Below are 19561 nucleotides of genomic sequence, written 5' to 3'. Positions count from 1 at the left end.
GGCGGCGCACTACTCAAGTCAGGCCCGGCGCCCGGTGAGGCGTCGGGCGTCGTCCAGGTGGGCGGTCAGCCGCTTCTGGATCCGCAGCGTGGCGTCGTCCATCGCCTGCCGGGTGCGCCGGCCGCCGGGCTCCCCCGCCGCGAACGCGTCGCCGAAGACGACGTCGACACGGCCGCGCAGCGGTGGCAGGGCCGGTATCAGCCGCCCGCGCCGCTCCGTGCTGCCGAGCACCGCCACCGGGACGATCGGCGCCCCGGTGCGTACGGCGAAGTAGGCGAGCCCGGACCGCAGGGAGGCGAAGTCGCCCTCTCCCCTGCTGCCCTCGGGGAAGATCCCCAGGACTCCGCCGCGCCGGAGCACCCCGAGCGCGTCGGTGACGGCGGCCCGGTCGGTGGTCGTACGGTCCACCTTCAGCTGTCCGATGGACAGCAGGAACGGGTCGAGCGGACCGATGAAGGCTTCCTTCTTGATCAGGAAGTGGACGGGCCGGGGCGCGGTGCCCATCAGCATCGGCCCGTCGATGTTGTGCGAGTGGTTGACGGCCAGGATCACCGGTCCGGCCGCCGGGACCCGCCAGGCGCCGAGCACCCGTGGCTTCCACAGGCCGTACATGAGCCCGATGCCGATACGGCGGCCGACGGCCGCGCCCCTGGCGGACGGGTCACCCTTGCCGGGGGCGCCGCCGGCGGGGTGGGACGGTGTGCTCACCGAGCCGCCCGCTTCTCCTCGACCAGGGTGACGACGCACTCGATGACCTGCTGGAGCGTGAGGTCGGTGGTGTCCACCTCGACGGCGTCGGCCGCCTTGGCGAGCGGGGACGCCTTCCGGCTGGAGTCGATCGCGTCCCGCTTGACCAGCGCGTCCCTGGTGGCGGCGAGGTCCGCGGCCTCCTTGCCCTTCAGTTCGCCGCTGCGCCGCGCGGCGCGCGCCTCGGGCGACGCCGTGAGGAAGACCTTGAGGTCGGCGTCGGGCAGGACGGTCGTGCCGATGTCCCGGCCCTCGACGACGATGCCCGTCAGGGCCCCGGCGGCGATGGAGCGCTGGAGCGCGGTGATGACGGCCCGTACCTCGGGGACCGCGCTGACCGCGCTGACCTTGGCGGTGACCTCCTGCGTACGGATGGGGCCGGAGGCGTCCGCGCCGTCGACGGTGATGGTGGGGTCGGCCGCGTCGGTGCCGGAGACGATGACCGGCTTGTGGGCCGCCGTGGCGACGGCGGCGGGGTCCTGGACGTCGACACCGTTGCTGATCATCCACCAGGTGATCGCCCGGTACTGCGCGCCGGTGTCCAGATAGCTCAGCCCGAGCTGGGTGGCCACGGCCCGGGACGTGCTCGACTTGCCGGTGCCCGCGGGCCCGTCGATGGCGACGATCACGGCGGCCGGGGCGGTCCTGGCGGCGGTTGCAGCGGTTTCCACGGGGGCGGACACCTTCCTGGTTCACGGGGCGCGGAGTCGTACGCGGCGGCGTTCGCGCGGCGGTCTCGGGACGTTCGGGGGGTCGTCTCCGGACGCCCAGACGTCAGTACGCCCCCGCACTAAGGTTACCGAGTGCTGGGACCGTCCCTCACACCCCCGCGAAAGCGGCCCGCTCACCTGTTCGTACGGCGGCTCCGCGCCCCTCCACCGCCGGGCCCCCGCCCCTCCACCGCCGGGCCCCCGCCGGGCCCCCGGCGCCCCTCAGTGGCGGATCGACCAGCCCCGCTCGCGCAGTGCCAGGCTCAGCACGGGCGCCGCCGAGGGCTCCACCATCAGCTGGACCAGGCCCGCCTCCTGCCCGGTGGCGTGCTCGATCCGGACGTCCTCGACGTTGACCGCCGCGCTCCCGGCGTCCGCGAAGATCCGGGCCAGTTCGCCGGGCCGGTCGCTGATCAGGACGGACACGGTCTCGTACGACGCGGGCGCAGCGCCGTGCTTGCCCGGTACCCGCACCCGGCCCGCGTTGCCCCGCCGCAGGACGTCCTCGATGCCCTTGGCGCCGCCGCGCCGTTCGGCCTCGTCGGCGGACTGGAGCGCGCGCAGCGCCTCGACGGTGTCGCCGAGGTCGAGGGCGACGCCCGCGAGGACGTCGGCGACCGGTCCGGGGTTGGCGGTCAGGATCTCGACCCACATCCGGGGGTCGGAGGCGGCGATGCGGGTGACGTCGCGGATGCCCTGGCCGCAGAGCCGTACGGCTGTCTCGTCGGCGTCCTCCAGGCGGGCGGCGACCATCGAGGAGATCAGCTGCGGGGTGTGCGAGACGAGGGCGACCGCCCGGTCGTGGGCGTCGGCGTCCATGACGACCGGCACCGCGCGGCAGAGCGCGACCAGTTCGAGGGCGAGGTTCAGCACCTCGGTGTCGGTACCGGGCGTGGGTGTGAGCACCCAGGGGCGGCCCTCGAAGAGGTCGGCGGTCGCGGCGAGCGGCCCGGAGCTCTCCTTGCCCGCCATCGGATGTGTCCCTATGTACGTGCCGAGGTCCAGGTCCAGTGCCTCCAGCTCGCGCCGGGGGCCGCCCTTGACGCTGGCCACGTCCAGGTAGCCCCGCGCGCTGCGGGCGCGCATGGCCGCGGCGAGCATGGTGGCGGTGTACGCGGGCGGCACGGCGACGATCGCGAGGTCGACGGGCCCGGCCGGCGGCTCCTCGGTGCCCGCGCCGAGCGCGGCGGCCGTCCGGGCCCGGTCCGGGTCCTGGTCCACGAGGTGGACGGTGACGCCGCGTCCGGCGAGGGTCAGGGCGGCTGAGGTGCCGATGAGGCCGGTGCCGATCACGAGCGCGGTTCTCACTGGGCGATGTCCTTGCGAAGGGCCCCCGCGGCACCGAGGTACACGTGGGCGATGTCGGTCCGGGGGCGGTCGGACTCGATGTGGGCGAGGATCCGGACGACGCGCGGCATGGCACCGGCGATGTCCAGCTCCTGGGCGCAGATGAGCGGGACGTCGACGATACCGAGGCCGCGCGCGGCGGCGGCCGGGAAGTCGCTGTGCAGATCGGGGGTGGCGGTGAACCAGATGCTGATCAGGTCGTCCCCCGTGAGGCCGTTGCGCTCCAGGATGGCGGAGAGCAGCAGCGCGACCTGTTCGTTCATGTGTCCCCTTTCGTCCCGCTCCAGCTGGACGGCCCCTCGGACAGCTCGTACCGGCACGTCGTTTCGCTCCTCGTCCCGCTCAGTGATCGTGTGGTCTCCCCAGGTTAGACAGCCGGACGGCGGTGCGGGTGGGGCGCCCGTGGCGCGAGACGGCGGGACGGGGCGCGGAGAGGGTTACGGGGCCGGTCAGCGGGCCGGGGAGCCGGCTGCCGTAATCTCCGTGCGCATGACACCCGAGGAGCTCGTTCGCGACCACACCGTCTACGCGTGCGTCATGGGCTCCCGCGCGTTCGGCCTGGCGACCGAGGACAGCGACACCGACCGCCGGGGGGTGTTCCGGGCGCCCACCCCGCTCTTCTGGGCCTTCGAGAAGCCCCCGGCCCATGTCGACGGGCCGGCCGAGGAGCAGTTCTCCTGGGAACTGGAACGGTTCTGTCTGCTGGCGCTGCGCAGCAATCCCAATGTCCTCGAATGTCTGCACTCGCCGCTGGTCGAGTACGTGGACGACACCGGCCGTGAACTCCTCGCCCTGCGCGACGCGTTCCTCTCCCGTGCGGCCCACGGGACGTTCGTGCGCTACGCGATCGGCCGGCGGAGGAAACTGGAGGCGGACGTCCGGCAGCACGGCGCGCCCCGCTGGAAGCACGCCATGCATCTGCTGCGGCTGCTCGCCGCCTGCCGTGATCTGCTGCGTACGGGACGGCTGGTGATCGACGCGGGCGCCGGGCGCGAGCCGCTGCTGGCGGTGAAGCGCGGCGAGGTGCCGTGGGCGGAGGTGGCGCGGCGGATGAACCGGCTCGGTGAGGAGGCGGACGCCGCGCTCGCCGGCTCCCCGCTGCCCGCCGAGCCGGACCGGGCGCGGGTGGAGGACTTCGTGATCCGCGTACGGCGGGCGTCAGCGCTCCAGACGGGTGCGGACGACCAGGTCGTGCAGCGCCTCGTACCCGGCCGGGGAGTCGGGTAGCCGGGTGCGGTTCCGGGCCTCCGCCAGGACCTCGTGGAGGGCGTCCACGTCGCTCTGGAGGCGGGCGGGGGCGAGGCCCGTCGCCGCGCCGTGTTCGGCCTCGGCCTTCGCCTCGATCAGCTCGGGCAGATAGTCGGGCGCGCTCACCTCGGCGAGCAGGGTGGGCAGATGGGCCTGCACCTCGCCGCTGCGCATCAGGTGGACGCCGGTCAGCAGCGCCCGGAACGTGTAGAGCAGCGGCTTGAGTTCACCGGTCTTCTCGAACAGCCGCCACTGGGTGGCGGCGAATCCCCGGTAGTGGTGGGCGTGGTGGCCGGTGAGGACGCCGGGGGCGAGGGCGAGGAGTTCGCGGTGCGCCTCGGTGGAGTGCACGACCAGCGGCGAGTGCAGCTGCTCCAGGACATAGCCGTTGCGCCGCATCATCATGCGGACGAACTTCCGCAGGTCGTGGCTGACCAGGTCCATCTCGACGCCGTCGCGGTCCCACGTCCGGGAGCGGGTCTCGTCGGGCTCGTGCAGGCCGATGAGTTCGGTCACCGGCAGCAGGTGCGCGCCGCGCAGGTCGACGTCGGAGTCGGTGGAGGGGAATCCGTACAGGTGGGCGCCGGAGACGGTGGCGAAGAGCAGCGGGTCGGCCTCCTCGGCGAGGGCCGGGCCGAGGTCGGTCGTCGGCAGCCCGGCCCGCTCCAGGCGCTCCGCCCACCCGGAGGGCCCGGCAGTTCCGTCCGTGGCCGGCGGCCCGCCGGGCTCGTCCCGCGCGGGCGGTTCGTCGGGTGAGAGGCCGAACGGGCCGTCGGACGCGGGGTGTTCGTCATCCATTCGCATGGATCAAGCGTCCCAGAGCGCACCCAGTTCCAGCAGCTCCTCGCGGTACTCGATCCGGTCCGTCCACTCCGCGGGCCAGGCGTCCGCGCCGAGGTGCGCGCCCGCGAACGCGCCCGTGAGGCAGGCGATCGAGTCGGAGTCGCCCTTGGTGCAGGCGGCCCGGCGCAGGGCCGTGAGGGGCTCCTCGGGGAAGAGCAGGAAGCAGTGCAGTCCGGTGGCGAACGCCTCCTCGGCGATCCAGCCGTCGCCGGTGGCCAGGCAGGGGTCGGTCTCGGGGGACGGGTGGGCGAGGGCGCGCCGGAGCCGTTCGAGGACGGCGAGGCATTCGTCCCAGCCCCGTTCGGCGAAGTGTTCGGGGGTCGGGTCCTGGCTGTGGGTCCACAGGTCGCCGAGCCAGTCGTGACGGTAGCGGGAGCGGTTGTCGTACGCGTACGAGCGCAACAGCCCCACCAGGCCGAGGGGTTCGGTGCCACGGGCCAGCAGCCCCACGGCGTGGGCCGTGAGGTCGGAGGCGGCGAGGGCGGTCGGGTGGCCGTGGGTGAGGGCGGCCTGCAACTGGGCGGCGCCGGACCGCTGTTCGGGGCTGAGACCGGGTGCGAGGCCGACGGGCGCGACCCGCATGTTGGCGCCGCAGCCCTTGGAGCCGATCCGGCTCGCCCGCTGCCAGGGCCGGTCGCCGTCGAGGAGTTCACAGGCCGCCAGACAGGTCGCGCCGGGGGCGCGGTTGTTGTCCGGGTGGTGGTACCAGTCCACGAACTCCTCGCGCACCGTCGGGGCCAGACCCGGTGCTGCGAGCGGGCCCCGGGCCATCGCGGTGCGCAGCCCCCGGCCGAGTGCGAGTGTCAGCTGTGTGTCGTCGCTGACGAACGCGGGCTCCGGCAGGTTCATCTCCCGCCAGGGGCCGCACTTCGCGAGGATGGCGGGCACGTCGTTGAACTCGGTGGGGAAGCCGAGGGCGTCGCCGAGCGCGAGCCCGGTCAGGGCGCCGGTGGCCGCTCGTTTGCGGGCCGGGTCCTTCGGGGTCATGGGGTGGTCCGTCCTTCCGGTCGCAGCAGGGGCGGGTGGAGCGCGGTGGCGGTGCCCGCGCGGTGCAGGGCGGCCGGTTTGCCCCGGCCGCCGGTGCGGCGCGGCGGGCCGTCCACCGGTTCGACGAATCCGGGTGAACCGAGCACCTTGCGGCGGAAGTTGGGCCGGTCCAGCGCGACACCCCAGACCGTCTCGTACACCTGCTGAAGCTCCCCGAGGGTGAACTCGGGGGGGCAGAACGCCGTGGCCAGGCAGGTGTATTCGAGCTTGGCGCCGATCCGGTCCCGGCCGTCGGCGAGGATCCGGCCGTGGTCGAAGGCCAGCGGGCCGAGGTCGCGGAGGCCGTCGTAGCGGGTCCAGCGGGCCCGCGCGGCGTCGCCTCCGCCGCGCGGTTCGGGGAGGTCGGGCAGCAGCGCGGTGTACGCGACGGACACGACGCGCATCCGGGGGTCCCGGTCCGGGTCGCTGTACGTGCGCAGTTGCTCGGGCCGCAACCCGGCGGCGGTCTCCGGCGACAGGCCGGTCTCCTCGGCGAGTTCGCGGCGGGCCGCCTGCCCGGCGGACTCGCGGGGCCGTACGAAGCCGCCGGGCAGCGCCCAGTGACCCCGGTAGGGTTCCTCACCGCGTTCGACCAGCAGGACGTGCAGGCTGCTCTCGCGGACGGTGAAGACGGCGAGGTCGACGGTGACGGCGAACGGCTCGAAGTCGGCCGGGTCGTAGTCCTCGGGCACGCGGGGGCGCGGGGCCGGCGGGGGCGCGCTCATCGGTTCTCCGGGAGGGGCGGGGCGAAGTGCCAGCCCCGGTCCAGCAGGGCGTCCACGGCGGCCACCGCGTCCGCCAGCCGTTTCTCGTGCGGCCCCTCCAGGGCGACGAACGGCCGCCCCGTGCGGGTGAGTTCGTCCCGGAAGCGGTCGGTCATCCAGGGCCGCAGTTCCTCGCCGTCCCGCAGCCCGTCGTCCTCGAAGGGCACGCCCTCGTGGCCGGTGAGCAGCCACAGCTGGTGCGGCACCCGGTCGGCGATCTCCTCGACCAGCGGGTTGCGGCCACCCACGTAGCGCTCGTGCCAGACGGTGGTGGCGAAGGAGTCGGTGTCGCAGATCAGGACGGGTGAGCCGGCGCGGGCGGCCCGCTCCTCCGCCTCGTTCTGCCGTCCGGCGATCAACGGGAAGTCGCCGGTGGTGAATTCGACGTCCTCCCAGCGCGCGCCGGGATGGCGCGCGCGCAGCTCCGCCAGCTTGTGCTCGCTGAACTCCCGTCCGTACTCGGGGACCCAGCGTGTCCCGGACCAGACTCCGCCGCGCGCCCGGTAGTGCCGGGCGAGCGCCCGCGCGAGGGTGGTGGTGCCGGTGGACTCGGCGCCGAGCACCACGACCCGCCGGGCGAGCGCGGCCCGGACGGGCGGGGCGAGGAACTCCCAGCAGCCGGCCGGGTCCGCGCGGACGGCCGTCCCGGAGACCGGGTGGCGCAGGCGCTCCGGGTCCACGGTGACGGACACGGCGCCGAAGCGGCGGGCGAGTTCGTCCCCGTACGACTCCGAGGTGAAGACGGCGTCCACCCGTTCGGGGACGGCCGTCCGGAAGACGGCCATGTGCGCGTCCCAGACGGCGGGGTCGTGAAGGTCCATGCGGGTGTCGTCGACGGCGCCGACGACGCGTACGTCCGGGTGGATCTCGCGCATCCAGGCGACGCGGTCGGCGAGCGGCACGGATTCCACGGAGGCGGCGCAGACGAGGACGGTGAGACGTTCGCAGCGCTCCCGGGCGGTCCGTACGAGATGGTGGTGGCCCGCGTGCGGCGGGTAGAACTTGCCGAGGACCAGGCCGTGTTCGTACCCGCCGGTCATGCCGCCACCTCCAGCGGGGCGGAGGTCCGGCCGGTCAGGTCGCGCGACCAGTTGCGCAGTCCGACGACGCACAGGGTCAGGAAGCCGGCGTACAGGATCGACGTCAGATAGAGGTCCTTGTGCGCGTAGAGCGGGATGTAGACGAGGTCGGCCGCGATCCACAGCCACCACGACTCCAGCCGCTTCCGGCACTGCCCGTAGGTCGCCATCAGCGAGAGCGCGGTGGTCACCGCGTCCCAGAACGGCACGGTGGACGATGTCCGGTGGTCGAGCAGCAGGGTCAGTCCGAGGGTCCCCACCGCCCCCGCCGCGAGCAGCCGGCCCCACTCGGTGCGCGAGGTGCGCCGCACCGGGAGTGAGGAGGAGCCTGGTCCACCCCCGTGGGTCCAGGTCCACCAGCCGTACAGGGCGAGGGCGATGAAGACGACCTGCAACCCGGCGTCGGCGTACAGGCCGGCCGGGACGAACAGCAGGATGAAGAAGAGGTTGTTGGCGATGCCGATCGGCCAGTTGGCCAGGTGCTGACGGGCGACGAGCCAGACGCAGAGCGCGCCGCTGCCGAAGCCGAGCACCTCGGTCCAGCTCACCGGGGTGTCGAGCACGGTCAGCAGGGGCTGCTGAAGAGGGTCCAGGAAATCCGCGAGGCCCACGCCCGCCTCCTTAATGGTCAGGTTGACTATAAAGGGGAACGGGCGCTCACCACAAGGGAGAAGCCCGCGGCCTGTGGCCACGGGCTTCGTCCTGCCGCCTGCGCGGTCGTACGGCCTCCGTCCGGAGGCCGTACGGCTCTGTCCTAGAGACCGACTTCCTTCATCAGCATGCCGACCTCCGTGTTCGTCAGACGGCGCAGCCAGCCCGACTTCTGGTCACCCAGCGGGATCGGCCCGAACGCGGTGCGCACCAGGCGGTCGACCGGGAAGCCCGCCTCGGAGAGCATGCGGCGCACGATGTGCTTGCGGCCCTCGTGCAGGACGACCTCGACCAGGTAGTTCTTCCCGGTGTTCTCCACGACCCGGAAGTGGTCGGCGCGCGCGTAGCCGTCCTCCAACTGGATGCCGTCCTTGAGCCGCTTGCCCAGATCACGCGGCAACGGGCCCTGGACGGCGGCCAGATACGTCTTCTTCACGCCGTACCGGGGATGCGTCAGCCGGTGCGCCAGCTCGCCGTGGTTGGTGAGCAGGATGATGCCCTCGGTCTCGGTGTCCAGCCGGCCCACGTGGAACAGCCGGGTCTCGCGGTTGGTGACGTAGTCGCCGAGGTTCTGCCTGCCGTCCGGGTCGCCCATCGTGGAGACGACACCGGCCGGCTTGTTCAGCGCGAAGAACAGATGCGACTGGGTCGCCACGGTCAGCCCGTCGACCTTGATCTCGTCCCGCTGCGGATCGACCCGCATGCCCTGCTCGACCACGATCTCGCCGTTGACCTCGACCCGCGACTGCTCGATCAGTTCCTCGCAGGCCCGGCGCGACCCCATGCCCGCACGCGCCAGGATCTTCTGGAGCCGCTCGCCCTCCTGCTCGGCGCCCGGGTTGGTCCGCGGGGTGCGGATCTCCGGCTTGTCCGCGTACCGGTCCCGGTTGCGCTGCTCGATCTTGGCGTCCAGCTCACGCGGACGGGCGGGCTTGCCCTGGATCCGGCGCTGGGCCGCCGCGCTCGGGGCCTTCGGGCCGCCCTTGGCGCCGCCGCGCGCCGACGCGCCCCGGCTGCCGCCGCCCGACGGACCGCCCGCGCCGCCCTGGCCGCCGGAACGCCCCACGTCGTAACGGCGCTCCTCGGGACGCGGTGTGCCCTCCCGCTTCGGCTGCTTGTCACCGCGCGCGCCGCCGCCCCCGCCCCGGTTTCCGGCGCTCCCCCCGGTGCCGCGTCCGCCGCCGTTCCGCGACTGGGGTGTGCCGCCCGAGGCTCCCCGGCCGCCACCACTCCGGCTGCCGCCGCCGCTTCCGCTGTTCCTGCCGTTGCTTCGCATCACATGTCCGTCTTGTCGTCTGCGTGAGTGTCCGGCGCGTACGGTGCGTCCGGATCGAACGACGGAACGCCTTCCAGAGTGTCGGCCTCGATCGCGTCCGCCTCCGGAAGGAAGGGCGCGAGTTCCGGAAGCTCGTCCAGACCGCGCAGGCCCATCCGTTCCAGGAAATAGTTCGTCGTCCTGTACAGGATCGCACCTGTTTCGGGTTCCGCTCCCGCCTCCTCGACCAGACCGCGCTGGAGGAGGGTCCGCATGACCCCGTCACAGTTGACTCCGCGCACGGCCGAGACCCGGGACCGGCTGACCGGCCGGCGGTACGCGACGACCGCCAGCGTCTCCAGGGCGGCCTGGGTCAGCCGGGCCTGCTGGCCGTCGAGTACGAAGCCCTCGACGGCCTCCGCGTACGCGGGGCGGGAGTAGAAGCGCCAGCCGCCCGCGACCAGCCGCAGTTCGAATCCGCGCCGCTGGACGGTGTATTCGTCGGCCAGTTCGCGCAGCGCGTCGGCGACGGCCCGGCGCGGCCGGGCCAGCACCTTGGCCAGGTGCTCCTCGGTGGCGGGTTCGTCCACGACCATGAGGACCGCCTCCAGGGCGGGTTTGAGATCGAGGTCGGCGACCGTCGGCTGCTCGCTCACACCATCTCCTCACTCGTCTTCCCCGGGCCGGCGGGCTGCCGCGCGGTCGTCGGGTCCTTCGGGTCCTTCGTGTCGTTCGTCACGGGGTCGGGCGGGCGGTCGAACTCGTCCGTCACCCTCGGCGCCGCGTCGTCGTCCCCGCCCGTCCAGCGCACCATGAGCGTCCCCAGGGCCTCGTCCTGGTCCAGGGCGACGGCCTTCTCGCGATAGAGCTCCAGCAGGGCGAGGAAGCGCGCGACGACGGTGAGCGTGTCCGGGGCGCCCTCGGCCAGCGTCCGGAAATCGACCTCGCCGGCCGCCCGCAGCAGCGCCACCACGATCCCCGCCTGCTCCTGGACGGAGACGAGCGGCGCGTGGATGTGGTCGACGTACACCTGCGGTTTGGGCCGGGGCTGCATCGCCTTGACCGCGAGCCGGGCGAACCCCTCGGCGCCGATGCTGATGACGACCTCGGGCAGCAGGGCGGCGTGGTGCGGTTCGAGGCCGACGGTACGGGGGTACCGCCGGGACTCGGAGTCCAGCCGGTCGCTGAGGATCTCGGCGATCCGCTTGTACGCGCGGTACTGGAGGAGCCGGGCGAAGAGCAGGTCCCGGGCCTCCAGCAGCGCCAGGTCGCCCTCGTCCTCCACCTCGGCGGACGGCAGCAGCCGGGCGGCCTTGAGGTCGAGGAGCGTCGCGGCGACGACCAGGAACTCGGTGGTCTGGTCGAGGTCCCAGTCCGGCCCCATGGCGTGGATGTGCGCCATGAACTCGTCGGTGACCTTGGAGAGCGCGACCTCGGTGACGTCCATCTTGTGCTTCGAGATCAGCTGGAGGAGCAGATCGAAGGGCCCCTCGAAGTTCGCGAGCCGCACGGTGAAGCGCCCGTCGTCGGCCTCGGTCCCGGCGGCGGCCTCGGGCACCGGCGCGGGAGCGGGCATCGCGTCCGGTGCGGGCGCGGGCTCGGACGTGGCGTCCGGTGCGGGCTCGGGCTCGGGCAGGCGTACGGGCTCCGGCTCGGCGGCGGGCTCCGGTACGAGTGCGCGTACGGGTTCCGGCTCCGGTACAAGTGCGCGTACGGGTTCCGGCTCCCGTACGGGGACGGGCTCAAGCTCGGCGGCGGGTGCGGGTGCGGCCCCCGGCGGCCCGGTCTCAGGTTCGGGCTCGGGCCCGTGCTCCACGACCGGCGGCGGCACCGGGACCGGAATCGGGACCGGCTCCGTCGCCGGTGGGTGTTCCGGCGGCGCGCCGCCCGTTCCCGGCCCGCGTCCCAGCGCACGGCGGGGCGAGCGGGCTGTCGGGTCGTCGGTCGGCGGCATGGCGGTCCTGGAGGCGGAAGAAGCGGGGTCGGCCCGCCGAGGCTACCGTCAGCGCCCGCGCAGGCGCCGTACGAGAATGCTCGCGTCGCCGCGCGACTCCAGGTCGGCGAGGACCACCGCGACCGCCTCCCGGACGATCCGGCCCCGGTCCACGGCCAGTCCGTGCTCGCCGCGCAGCACCAGCCGCGCGTGCTCCAGGTCCATCAGCTCCTCGGCGGAGACATAGACCGTGATCTTCTCGTCGTGCCGTTCACGCCCGCTGGGGCGGCGGTTGGCCCCGCGGCCCCCCCGGCGGCGCTGCCCGCCCTGCTGGCCGACGGTGGGCGTGGGACCGCTGCCGCCGCCGTCGCCCGGCGCGCGGCGCTGCTGCTCCGGCTCGGGGGCGGCGCGGCTGCGGGACGGGACCGGCGGGTCGGCGTCGGCCGCCGAGTGCTCCGGGGCCGGCGCCGGGGCCGCCGGGTGCGCGGCTCCCGGCTGGTCGGCGCCCTGGTCGCCCTCCTGGGCCGGGGCCGGGACCCGCGGCTCACCGTTCGCGGTACGCCGCCGGTCCCCCGGTGAGGAAGCCTGGAGCGCCGTGCCCCCGGTCGTACGGAACAGCTCGTCGGCCCCGGGCAGACTCACTCGGCGTGACACCGGGCGAGCACCTCCCTGGCGAGCTGGCGGTAGGCGGCGGCGCCGACGGAGTTGGAGGCGTACGTGGTGATGGGCTCACCGGCGACCGTGGTCTCCGGGAAGCGCACGGTCCGGCCGATCACCGTGTGGTAGACGTGGTCGTCGAACGCCTCGACCACCCGCGCCAGGACCTCGCGGCTGTGCACCGTGCGGGAGTCGTACATCGTGGCGAGGATGCCGTCGAGCTCCAGTTCCGGGTTGAGCCGCTCCTGGACCTTCTCGATGGTCTCGGTGAGCAGGGCCACCCCGCGCAGCGCGAAGAACTCGCACTCCAGCGGGACGATCACCTTGTGCGCGGCGGTCAGCGCGTTCACGGTCAGCAGACCGAGCGACGGCTGGCAGTCGATCACGATGTAGTCGTAGTCCTGCATCAGCGGCTTGAGCGCGCGCTGGAGCGTGGACTCCCGCGCCACCTCGCTCACCAGCTGCACCTCGGCGGCCGAGAGGTCGATGTTGCTCGGCAGCAGGTCCATGTTGGGCACGGCGGTCTTCAGGAGCACCTCGTCGGCCGACATGCCCCGCTCCATGAGCAGGTTGTAGACCGTGAGGTCGAGCTCCATCGGGTTCACGCCGAGACCCACGGACAAGGCGCCCTGCGGGTCGAAGTCGACCAGCAGGACCCGCCGTCCGTACTCGGCGAGCGCGGCACCCAGATTGATGGTCGACGTGGTCTTGCCGACGCCGCCCTTCTGGTTGCACATCGCGATGATCTTCGCGGGGCCGTGGTCGGTGACCGGGCCGGGGATCGGGAAGTACGGGAGCGGGCGCCCGGTCGGGCCGATGCGCTCACGGCGCTGGCGCGCCGCGTCGGGCGCCAGGGTGGCCGCGTACTCGGGGTCGGGCTCGTACTCGGCGTCGGGGTCGTAGAAGTGCCCCTCGGGCACCTCGTCGAAGTCGGCGAAGTGGGTGGACTCTCGGCCACTCCCGTTGCCGGCCATGGCGTTCACGTGTGGGCCGTCCATCGTCTGGTGGGCTGTCGTCATGTGCTGGTGGGTGGTGAAGGTGCGGACAGCGACGGAGCCGACAGCCTCCAGCCCGGACGACGGGCTCTGGTGGCCCCGCGCGGACATTCCTGGTTGACCACCCCCGGGAGTAAATGTCGACTCATTCACAAGTCGTCTTACCTCCTTGGACGTGACCAGGAAACTTATCGATAGGTCAGCGTGGCACCATGCCGACGGTTGGCGACTCTATGGCGTGTCACCGGTCCGCAGCAACACAATCCGCCGTACCCGACCCGATGTGTCGGCGACCGAACACCCTTGTGTCAAGGGTGCGCAGGGGCCGGTCGGCGCTTTTCCCTCGGGGGCGAAAGGGTTAAAGGGTTACGTTCGAGGCGAGTTGAGCGCGGGCGCACGTGCGACGGAACGCGCCCCCGGCCGGATCGTGGTTGGCAAGATCCAGCCGGGGGCGCGAGGTTGACGGGCACCGTTGACGGTCAGGCCAGTACGGTGGCCAGTTCGGTGTGCGGCAGGTCGTGAGCCTCGGCCACAGAACCGTAAGTGACCTGCCCGTCATGGGTGTTGAGACCCTTCGCGAGCGCCGGGTCACGGCGCAGCGCCTCGGTCCAGCCGAGGTCGGCGAGGGCCACGATGTAGGGCAGCGTGGCGTTGGTCAGCGCGTAGGTGGAGGTGTTGGGGACGGCGCCCGGCATGTTCGCGACGCAGTAGAACACCGAGTCGTGGATCCGGAAGGTCGGCTCGGCGTGGGTGGTCGGACGCGAGTCCTCGAAGCAGCCGCCCTGATCGATCGCGATGTCGACAAGTACACTTCCCGGCTTCATCTTGGCGACGAGCGCGTTGGTGACCAGTTTCGGCGCCTTGGCTCCGGGGATGAGGACGGCGCCGATGACGAGGTCCGCCTCGACGACCGCGCGCTCCAGTTCGTACGCGTTGGACACGATCGTCTGGACCCGGGTACCGAAGATCCGGTCGGCCTCGCGGAGCTTGTCGATGTCCCGGTCGAGCAGGGTCACGTGGAAGCCCATGCCGACGGCGATCTGGGTGGCGCTCCAGCCGGAGACACCGCCGCCGATGACGACGGCGCGGCCCGCGGCCGTACCGGGAACGCCGCCGGGCAGCACGCCGCGTCCGCCGACGGAGCGCATCAGGTGGTACGCGCCGACCTGCGGGGCCAGCCGGCCCGCGACCTCGGACATCGGGGCGAGCAGCGGGAGCCGGCGGCCCGCGGTCTCGACGGTCTCGTACGCGATGGCGGTGGTGCGGGACTCCAGCAGGGCGTCGGTGCACGCGCGGGAGGCGGCGAGGTGCAGATACGTGAAGAGGGTCTGGTCCTTGCGGAGGCGGTGGTACTCCTCGGCGATGGGCTCCTTGACCTTCAGCAGGAGGTCGGCGGTGCCCCAGACCTCGTCGGCGGTGGGCAGGATGCGGGCGCCCGCGCCGGTGAACTCGGCGTCGCCGATGGAGGAGCCCGCGCCGGCGTCGCGCTCGACGACGACCTGGTGACCGTGGCGCACCAGCTCGTGCACTCCGGCGGGGGTGATGGCCACCCGGAACTCGTTGTTCTTGACCTCGCGGGGGATGCCGACGAGCACGTTGATCACGGTCCTTGGCTCAGGGTTCTCGGGCAATGCCCTACAAACCCATACGCCGAAGGCGTATCGGAAGGCATCGCTGACTTACGACAGAGCCAGTTTAATGAAGGACTTCTCGCTGTCTAGCCTTGCAAAGCATCAATCTTCAGCGGAGGTGCTACGGATTTCGTAGGTTGAGGACCCGGTCTCCAGCAATCGTTCGGAGGCGGCGCGGTGCAGCCGGGCCGCCGTCGGGTCGCCGAGGCGGTCGAGGGTGTCCGCGAGCCGGAGCTCCAGCGCGGCCTGGAGCCGGGTGTCGCCCGCCGACCGGGCCCGGTGCACGGCCTCCTGACAGATGCTCAGCGACTCCTCGGGGCGGCCCGCGTACTCCAGGACCCTGGCCGCCTCGCTGAGCGCGCGGGCGTGGCCGGGGACGTCCTGGAGCCTGCGGTGACCGGCGGCGGCGGCGCGCCAGTGGCGCAGCGCCTCGCCGTACTGGCCGGCGTAGGTGTGGACGGTGCCGAGGCGCCCGTACAGCCGTGCCTCGTCGGCGCGTTCGCCCCGGCTGAGCCGCTGGGCGAGGGCGCGCCCGTACCAGTCGGCGGCGCGGTGCCAGTCCTGGAGTTCCTGGTAGGCGCCGCCGACGGATTCCATCGCGCGGCCGGTGGCGTAGTGGTCGCCCGCGGCGCGTCCGGCGTCGAGGGCGGCCCGGTAGCGGACGAGCGCGTCGTGCGTACGGCCGGTGCGGGCGTCGAGGTCGCCGATGTTGAGGAGCGCGGCGGCCTCCTCGCGGTGCAGCCCCTGGCGGGTCGCGACGCCGAGGACGAGGTGGTGGAGGCCGTACAGGTCCGGTGCGGCGGCGTCCGTGCCCTGGTGGGCGGCCAGCGCCCGGACCAGGGCGGCGACCAGTCTGCGGGCCAGCGTGTCGAGTTCGCCGTCGGCCACGGCGAGCCGGGCGGACGCCAGCAGCGCGGGCCGGCGGGAGCGCAGCCAGTCGGCGGCGGCGGGCGCGGACGGAAAGCGCACGGCGCGGGGCAGGGCGGCGAGTTTCTTGCGGGCCGGGGAGCCGTCGGGCTCGGTGACGGCGCGGCAGGACTGGAGCAGCCGTACGGTCCGCTCCAGCATCCGGGCACGGGCGAGCTGGATCTCGGCGGGCCGGTCCCGGGCCTCCAGCAGCGCGCGCGTCAGCGGGGCGAGGGCGCCGGGGATCTCGTACTGCTCGCCCGCCGGGCGCAACAGGTGCAGCGCCGCGAGATCGTCCAGGGCCGCGCGGGCGGCGGAGACGGAGCAGCCCGCCAGCGCGGACGCGGTGTGGGCGTCGGCGAGTCCGGCCGGGGCGAGGGCGAGGAGGCGCAGCAGGGCGGCGGTGGCGGACGGCAGGCTCTCGTAGACGAACCGGAAGGCGCGGGCCAGGGAACGGGCGCCCTGGGGCTTCTCGGGGTCCTCGGGGACGGCGCGCAGCCGCTTGGTGACGTCGGCGACGGAGACGAGGGGGTGGGTGGCGAGCCAGCCGCCGACGACGCAGAGGGCGGCGGGCTGGCCGCCGCACTCCTCGGCGAGTGACTCGGCGGCCTGGGGGTCGACGGTGATCCGCACGGACCCGGCGAACGTGCCGAGGAGTTCGATCGCGGACTTCGCGTCGAGTCCGCCGACGGTGCAGGGGCGGACGTCCGGGATACCGGTGAGCGGGCCGCGCGCGACGGCGACGACGAGGCAGTCCGGGTTCTCGGGGAGCAGCAGGTCGACCTGCTCGGCGTCGTGGGCGTCGTCGAGGAGCAGCAGGACCCGGCGTTCGGCCAGGGCGTCGCGCACCATCCCGGACAGTTCGTCCTCGTCGGCGCCGGGCGGGACGTCGATGCCGAACTCACCGAGCAGGTCACGCGCGGTGCGCTCCACGGGCACGGGCTCGCCACCGGGTTCGGTGAGCCGGATGTGCAGCACCCCGTCCGGATACCGCCGCCCCACCTGCCGCGCCAGCTCCCGCGCGAGCGCGGTCCGCCCGGCACCGGGCTGCCCGGCGATGAGCAGCACCCGGGTGTGCGCGGCCCGCCGCCCGGCGAGCGTATTGAGCCCGGCCCGCTCGATGTCCTCCCGCAACGCCTTCAACTCCCGCTGCCGCCCGAAGAACCCGGCACCGGGCAGAGAAACACCCGCCCGGTGCGCTTCGCCTCCGGCGGATACGGCCGGGCCCGGAGCACCGGCCCGCGACGGGCTGCCCGCGACGTCCGGCACGGCGCCCCGGACGCCACGGGCCGCGCCTGCGGTACGGGCTCCGCCGGGGGCGTCGGTCGACGGGCTGGCCTCCGGCCCGGCGAGGATGCCCGCCGGGCGGGCACCGGGCCCGTAGCCACCGGGCCCGACGGGTGCGGCCGGGTCGGGAGCGCCTGTACGCGACGGGTCGCCCGGGACATCCGGCACGGCGCCCCGGACGCCACGGGTCATGCCTGCGGTACGGGCTCCGCCGGGGGCGTCGGTCGACGGGCTGGCCTCCGGCCCGGCGAGGATGCCCGCCGGGCGGGCACCGGGCCCGGGGGGTACGGCCGGTACGGCGTCACGGACGCCATGGGCCGTGCCTGCGGTACGGGCTCCGCCGGGGGCGTCGGAACCGGATACGCCCGGGGTAGCGGTCGAAGAGTCGGCCACCGGGCGGGCACCGGGCCCGGGGGGTACGGCCGGTACGGCGTCACGGACGCCATGGGCCGTGCCTGCGGAACGGCCTCCGCCCGGGGCGTCGGTCGACGGGCTGGCCTCCGGCCCGGCGAGGATGCCCGCCGGGCGGGCACCGGGACCGTAGCCACCGGGCCCGACGGGTGCGGCCGGGTCGGGAGCGCCTGTACGCGACGGGTCGCCCGGGACATCCGGCACGGCGCCACGGGCGCCACGGGTCATGCCTGCGGTACGAGCTCCGCCGGGACCGGACGCTCCCGGGGCGGCGGTCGACGCGGCGACAGCTGGCCGGCCGGTCATCGGCCCGGAGCCGTACCGGCCGGGTTCGGCCGGTACCGCCCGGTCCGGAACACCGGCCCGTGACGGGCCACCCTCGACACCCGGCACGGCACCACGGGCCCTACTCCTGATACCGGCTCCGCCGGGGCCGGTGGTCGACCGGTCCGCCACCGGCCCGGCATCGAGCCCGGCACCGGCCTCGGCTTCCCCGTCAGGGGTAGGCCGGTCAAGTACCGGTCGGGCATCGCCGCTCGCCCGGTCCGCGTCTTCGGGGGCGGGCAGGCCCGCGCGGGCCTTCTCAGGAGGACGCGACCCTTCGCGCCCGGCCGGGGAACCCGCACCGTCAGCTCCGGCAACGCGCTCCACGTCAGCCGCGGCAGCGGACCGGCCGCCGCCCGTCACCCTCGTCGTTCTCCCCCGGCCCACAGTTCCCGGACCGTCACCTCCACCAACGCGCCCCGCGTCAGCGGCGGCAGCGGACCGGGCGGCCTCCGTACCCGCGCCACCACCCGCCCGGCGGGCGGGTTTCCGGGTCGGCGGGGCATCGCCGGTCTCCGGTGCGCGGTTCCGGCGTCCCCCAACCGGGGCGGCGGAGGCGGAGGTTGACGGGCCCTCACTCTTCGCCGCGCCGCGCGAGCGGGCGGGCGCGGGTGATGCCGGGCGGTCCCGTCGGCGGTCTTTTTCCCCGGCGCGCGAGGCCGGGGCGGCTCGTGGGTCCGGTTCGCCGGGTGCGGGTTCCGGTGCGGACGGAGCGGCGGGGCTGTCGGGCGTGGCCTTGGCGCGGGCGCCCCGGCGGCGGGGCGGGACCGCGCCGTCCGCCGGAGCCGTGTTCCCGCCGCGAGACCGGGCAGGGCCGCCGCCGTCCACGTCCAACGCCTGGTCCGTCACGGCCACGCTCCTTCCCTGCCCGTTCGGCGGGGTGCGCACGAGTCGAACCCGGCGGGTGTCCGCACGGGTGATTCGAGCCTAGTTCACTCTGAGCGACGGTCCCTGTGGGCTCGGCCGGACATCCCTCAATCGGATCAGCAGTTCGTCCTACCGATCCCTCGGACCCTCACCGAACCCTCACCCGAACCACCCCTCGCACCACCCCTTGAGCCGATCCGCCGACCGATCCGCCGCAGGAACCGCCCCCACGGACCGTCAGGCCTCGAACGGCCGCGCCGGCCACTCCGCGTCCGCCGGCCGCAGCGCGTCCACGCCGTCTCCGGCCAGCGCGGCGGTCAGCGACAGCACGCCCACCACCAGCGCGTTGTTGTGCAGTTCGCCCGCCAGTACGCCCCGTACCAGCTCCGCCAGCGGCACCCGTGCCTGCTCCATGTCCGCCTCCTCCTCGGAGACGTCGAAGCGCGCGCCCTCCGCCTCCGACAGATCACGGGCCAGGAAGATCCGTACGGACTCGTCGCAGCCGCCCGGCGTCGTGTAGACGTCCGTCAGCACGCGCCAGTCCTCCGCCTTGACGTGCGCCTCCTCGTACAGCTCGCGCCGCGCCGCGTGCAGCGGGTTCTCGCCCGGGATGTCCAGCAGGCCCGCCGGGATCTCCCACAGCTTCTGCCGTACGGGGTGCCGGTACTGACGCAGCACCAGTACCCGGTCCGACTCGTCCAGCGCGAGGATCGCGACCGAGCCCGGATGCACCTGGTAGTCGCGGCGTGCGACCGAGCCGTCGGGCATCAGCACGTCGTCCGTACGGACGCTGGTCTTGTTGCCGCGGAACGGCGTCTCCGTGGCCGTGATCCGCCACTCCTCGGGGGTGTCCCTGATCGCCATCGACACGTCCGACACG

Annotated in this window: 18 protein-coding genes; 1 reads left to right on the top strand and 17 read right to left on the bottom strand. The window is 73.7% G+C overall.

The genetic code is table 11. The features are described 5' to 3' along the window. Nucleotides 1–18 precede the first annotated feature (18 nt). The 4 genes from OG875_RS25300 to aroH all read right to left on the bottom strand — a co-directional run bounded on the left by OG875_RS25300 (nucleotide 19) and on the right by aroH (nucleotide 3124). The gene (locus tag OG875_RS25300; protein ID WP_443079193.1) at nucleotides 19–747 is read right to left on the bottom strand and encodes a lysophospholipid acyltransferase family protein; all 729 of its coding nucleotides are present in this window, start codon (nucleotides 745–747) and stop codon (nucleotides 19–21) included. Continuing rightward, entirely contained in the window at nucleotides 705–1430 is a 726-nt protein-coding gene (gene cmk, locus OG875_RS25295; RefSeq protein WP_330176523.1) for a (d)CMP kinase, read from the bottom strand. Before cmk ends, OG875_RS25300 begins: the two co-directional genes overlap by 43 nt. A gap of 249 nt (nucleotides 1431–1679) precedes the next feature. Further along, a complete protein-coding gene (locus OG875_RS25290; RefSeq protein ID WP_330176522.1) occupies nucleotides 1680–2765 on the bottom strand; it encodes a prephenate dehydrogenase in 1086 nt (361 codons plus the stop codon). Beyond that, nucleotides 2762–3124, bottom strand: coding sequence for a chorismate mutase (gene aroH, locus OG875_RS25285; RefSeq protein WP_330176521.1), 363 nt, complete (start codon nucleotides 3122–3124; stop codon nucleotides 2762–2764). The genes OG875_RS25290 and aroH overlap by 4 nt, the downstream gene beginning before the upstream one ends. 169 nt (nucleotides 3125–3293) lie before the next feature. On the opposite strand from aroH, the gene OG875_RS25280 reads away from it, so the two are divergent. Continuing rightward, nucleotides 3294–4031 (top strand): nucleotidyltransferase domain-containing protein, encoded by a 738-nt coding sequence (locus tag OG875_RS25280; protein WP_330176520.1) that lies wholly within the window; start codon nucleotides 3294–3296, stop codon nucleotides 4029–4031. On the opposite strand, the gene OG875_RS25275 is transcribed toward OG875_RS25280, so the two are convergent. The 13 genes from OG875_RS25275 to OG875_RS25215 form a co-directional block, all read right to left on the bottom strand. Beyond that, complete coding sequence (locus tag OG875_RS25275; protein WP_330176519.1) at nucleotides 3963–4856, bottom strand: nucleotidyltransferase domain-containing protein; 894 nt, start codon at nucleotides 4854–4856, stop codon at nucleotides 3963–3965. The two genes, OG875_RS25280 and OG875_RS25275, sit on opposite strands and share 69 nt — an antisense overlap. A 3-nt stretch (nucleotides 4857–4859) precedes the next feature. Continuing rightward, nucleotides 4860–5882: an ADP-ribosylglycohydrolase family protein gene (locus OG875_RS25270; RefSeq protein ID WP_330176518.1), complete on the bottom strand. Its 1023-nt coding sequence runs from the start codon at nucleotides 5880–5882 to the stop codon at nucleotides 4860–4862. Next, nucleotides 5879–6646, bottom strand: a complete 768-nt coding sequence (locus OG875_RS25265; protein WP_330176517.1) for an NUDIX hydrolase — start codon at nucleotides 6644–6646, stop codon at nucleotides 5879–5881. The genes OG875_RS25270 and OG875_RS25265 overlap by 4 nt, the downstream gene beginning before the upstream one ends. Further along, nucleotides 6643–7725 carry an AAA family ATPase gene (locus OG875_RS25260; protein ID WP_330176516.1) on the bottom strand — a complete coding sequence of 361 codons (1083 nt, stop codon included), beginning with the start codon at nucleotides 7723–7725 and terminating at the stop codon, nucleotides 6643–6645. Before OG875_RS25260 ends, OG875_RS25265 begins: the two co-directional genes overlap by 4 nt. Beyond that, nucleotides 7722–8375, bottom strand: coding sequence for a nicotinamide riboside transporter PnuC (gene pnuC, locus OG875_RS25255; protein WP_330176515.1), 654 nt, complete (start codon nucleotides 8373–8375; stop codon nucleotides 7722–7724). The genes OG875_RS25260 and pnuC overlap by 4 nt, the downstream gene beginning before the upstream one ends. A gap of 143 nt (nucleotides 8376–8518) precedes the next feature. After that, nucleotides 8519–9691 carry a pseudouridine synthase gene (locus OG875_RS25250; RefSeq protein WP_330176514.1) on the bottom strand — a complete coding sequence of 391 codons (1173 nt, stop codon included), beginning with the start codon at nucleotides 9689–9691 and terminating at the stop codon, nucleotides 8519–8521. After that, nucleotides 9691–10326, bottom strand: coding sequence for an SMC-Scp complex subunit ScpB (gene scpB / locus OG875_RS25245; protein WP_330176513.1), 636 nt, complete (start codon nucleotides 10324–10326; stop codon nucleotides 9691–9693). The genes OG875_RS25250 and scpB overlap by 1 nt, the downstream gene beginning before the upstream one ends. Continuing rightward, nucleotides 10323–11624: a segregation/condensation protein A gene (locus tag OG875_RS25240; RefSeq protein ID WP_330176512.1), complete on the bottom strand. Its 1302-nt coding sequence runs from the start codon at nucleotides 11622–11624 to the stop codon at nucleotides 10323–10325. The genes scpB and OG875_RS25240 overlap by 4 nt, the downstream gene beginning before the upstream one ends. Before the next feature lie 48 nt (nucleotides 11625–11672). Beyond that, nucleotides 11673–12257, bottom strand: a complete 585-nt coding sequence (locus tag OG875_RS25235; protein WP_443079191.1) for a hypothetical protein — start codon at nucleotides 12255–12257, stop codon at nucleotides 11673–11675. Continuing rightward, on the bottom strand, nucleotides 12242–13366 hold the full coding sequence (locus OG875_RS25230) for a ParA family protein (RefSeq protein ID WP_330176511.1): 1125 nt from the start codon (nucleotides 13364–13366) through the stop codon (nucleotides 12242–12244). The genes OG875_RS25235 and OG875_RS25230 overlap by 16 nt, the downstream gene beginning before the upstream one ends. Nucleotides 13367–13734: 368 nt before the next feature. Continuing rightward, the gene (gene ald / locus OG875_RS25225; protein WP_330177899.1) at nucleotides 13735–14850 is read right to left on the bottom strand and encodes an alanine dehydrogenase; all 1116 of its coding nucleotides are present in this window, start codon (nucleotides 14848–14850) and stop codon (nucleotides 13735–13737) included. A gap of 138 nt (nucleotides 14851–14988) precedes the next feature. Next, complete coding sequence (locus tag OG875_RS25220; protein WP_330176510.1) at nucleotides 14989–17271, bottom strand: tetratricopeptide repeat protein; 2283 nt, start codon at nucleotides 17269–17271, stop codon at nucleotides 14989–14991. Nucleotides 17272–18918: 1647 nt separating this feature from the next. Beyond that, nucleotides 18919–19545, bottom strand: a complete 627-nt coding sequence (locus OG875_RS25215) for an NUDIX hydrolase (RefSeq protein ID WP_330177898.1) — start codon at nucleotides 19543–19545, stop codon at nucleotides 18919–18921. Between the last annotated feature and the right edge of the window lie 16 nt (nucleotides 19546–19561).

This window comes from Streptomyces sp. NBC_01498, assembly GCF_036327775.1.
Lineage (GTDB): Bacteria > Actinomycetota > Actinomycetes > Streptomycetales > Streptomycetaceae > Streptomyces.
This window is presented reverse-complemented; position numbering and strand designations above follow the sequence as displayed.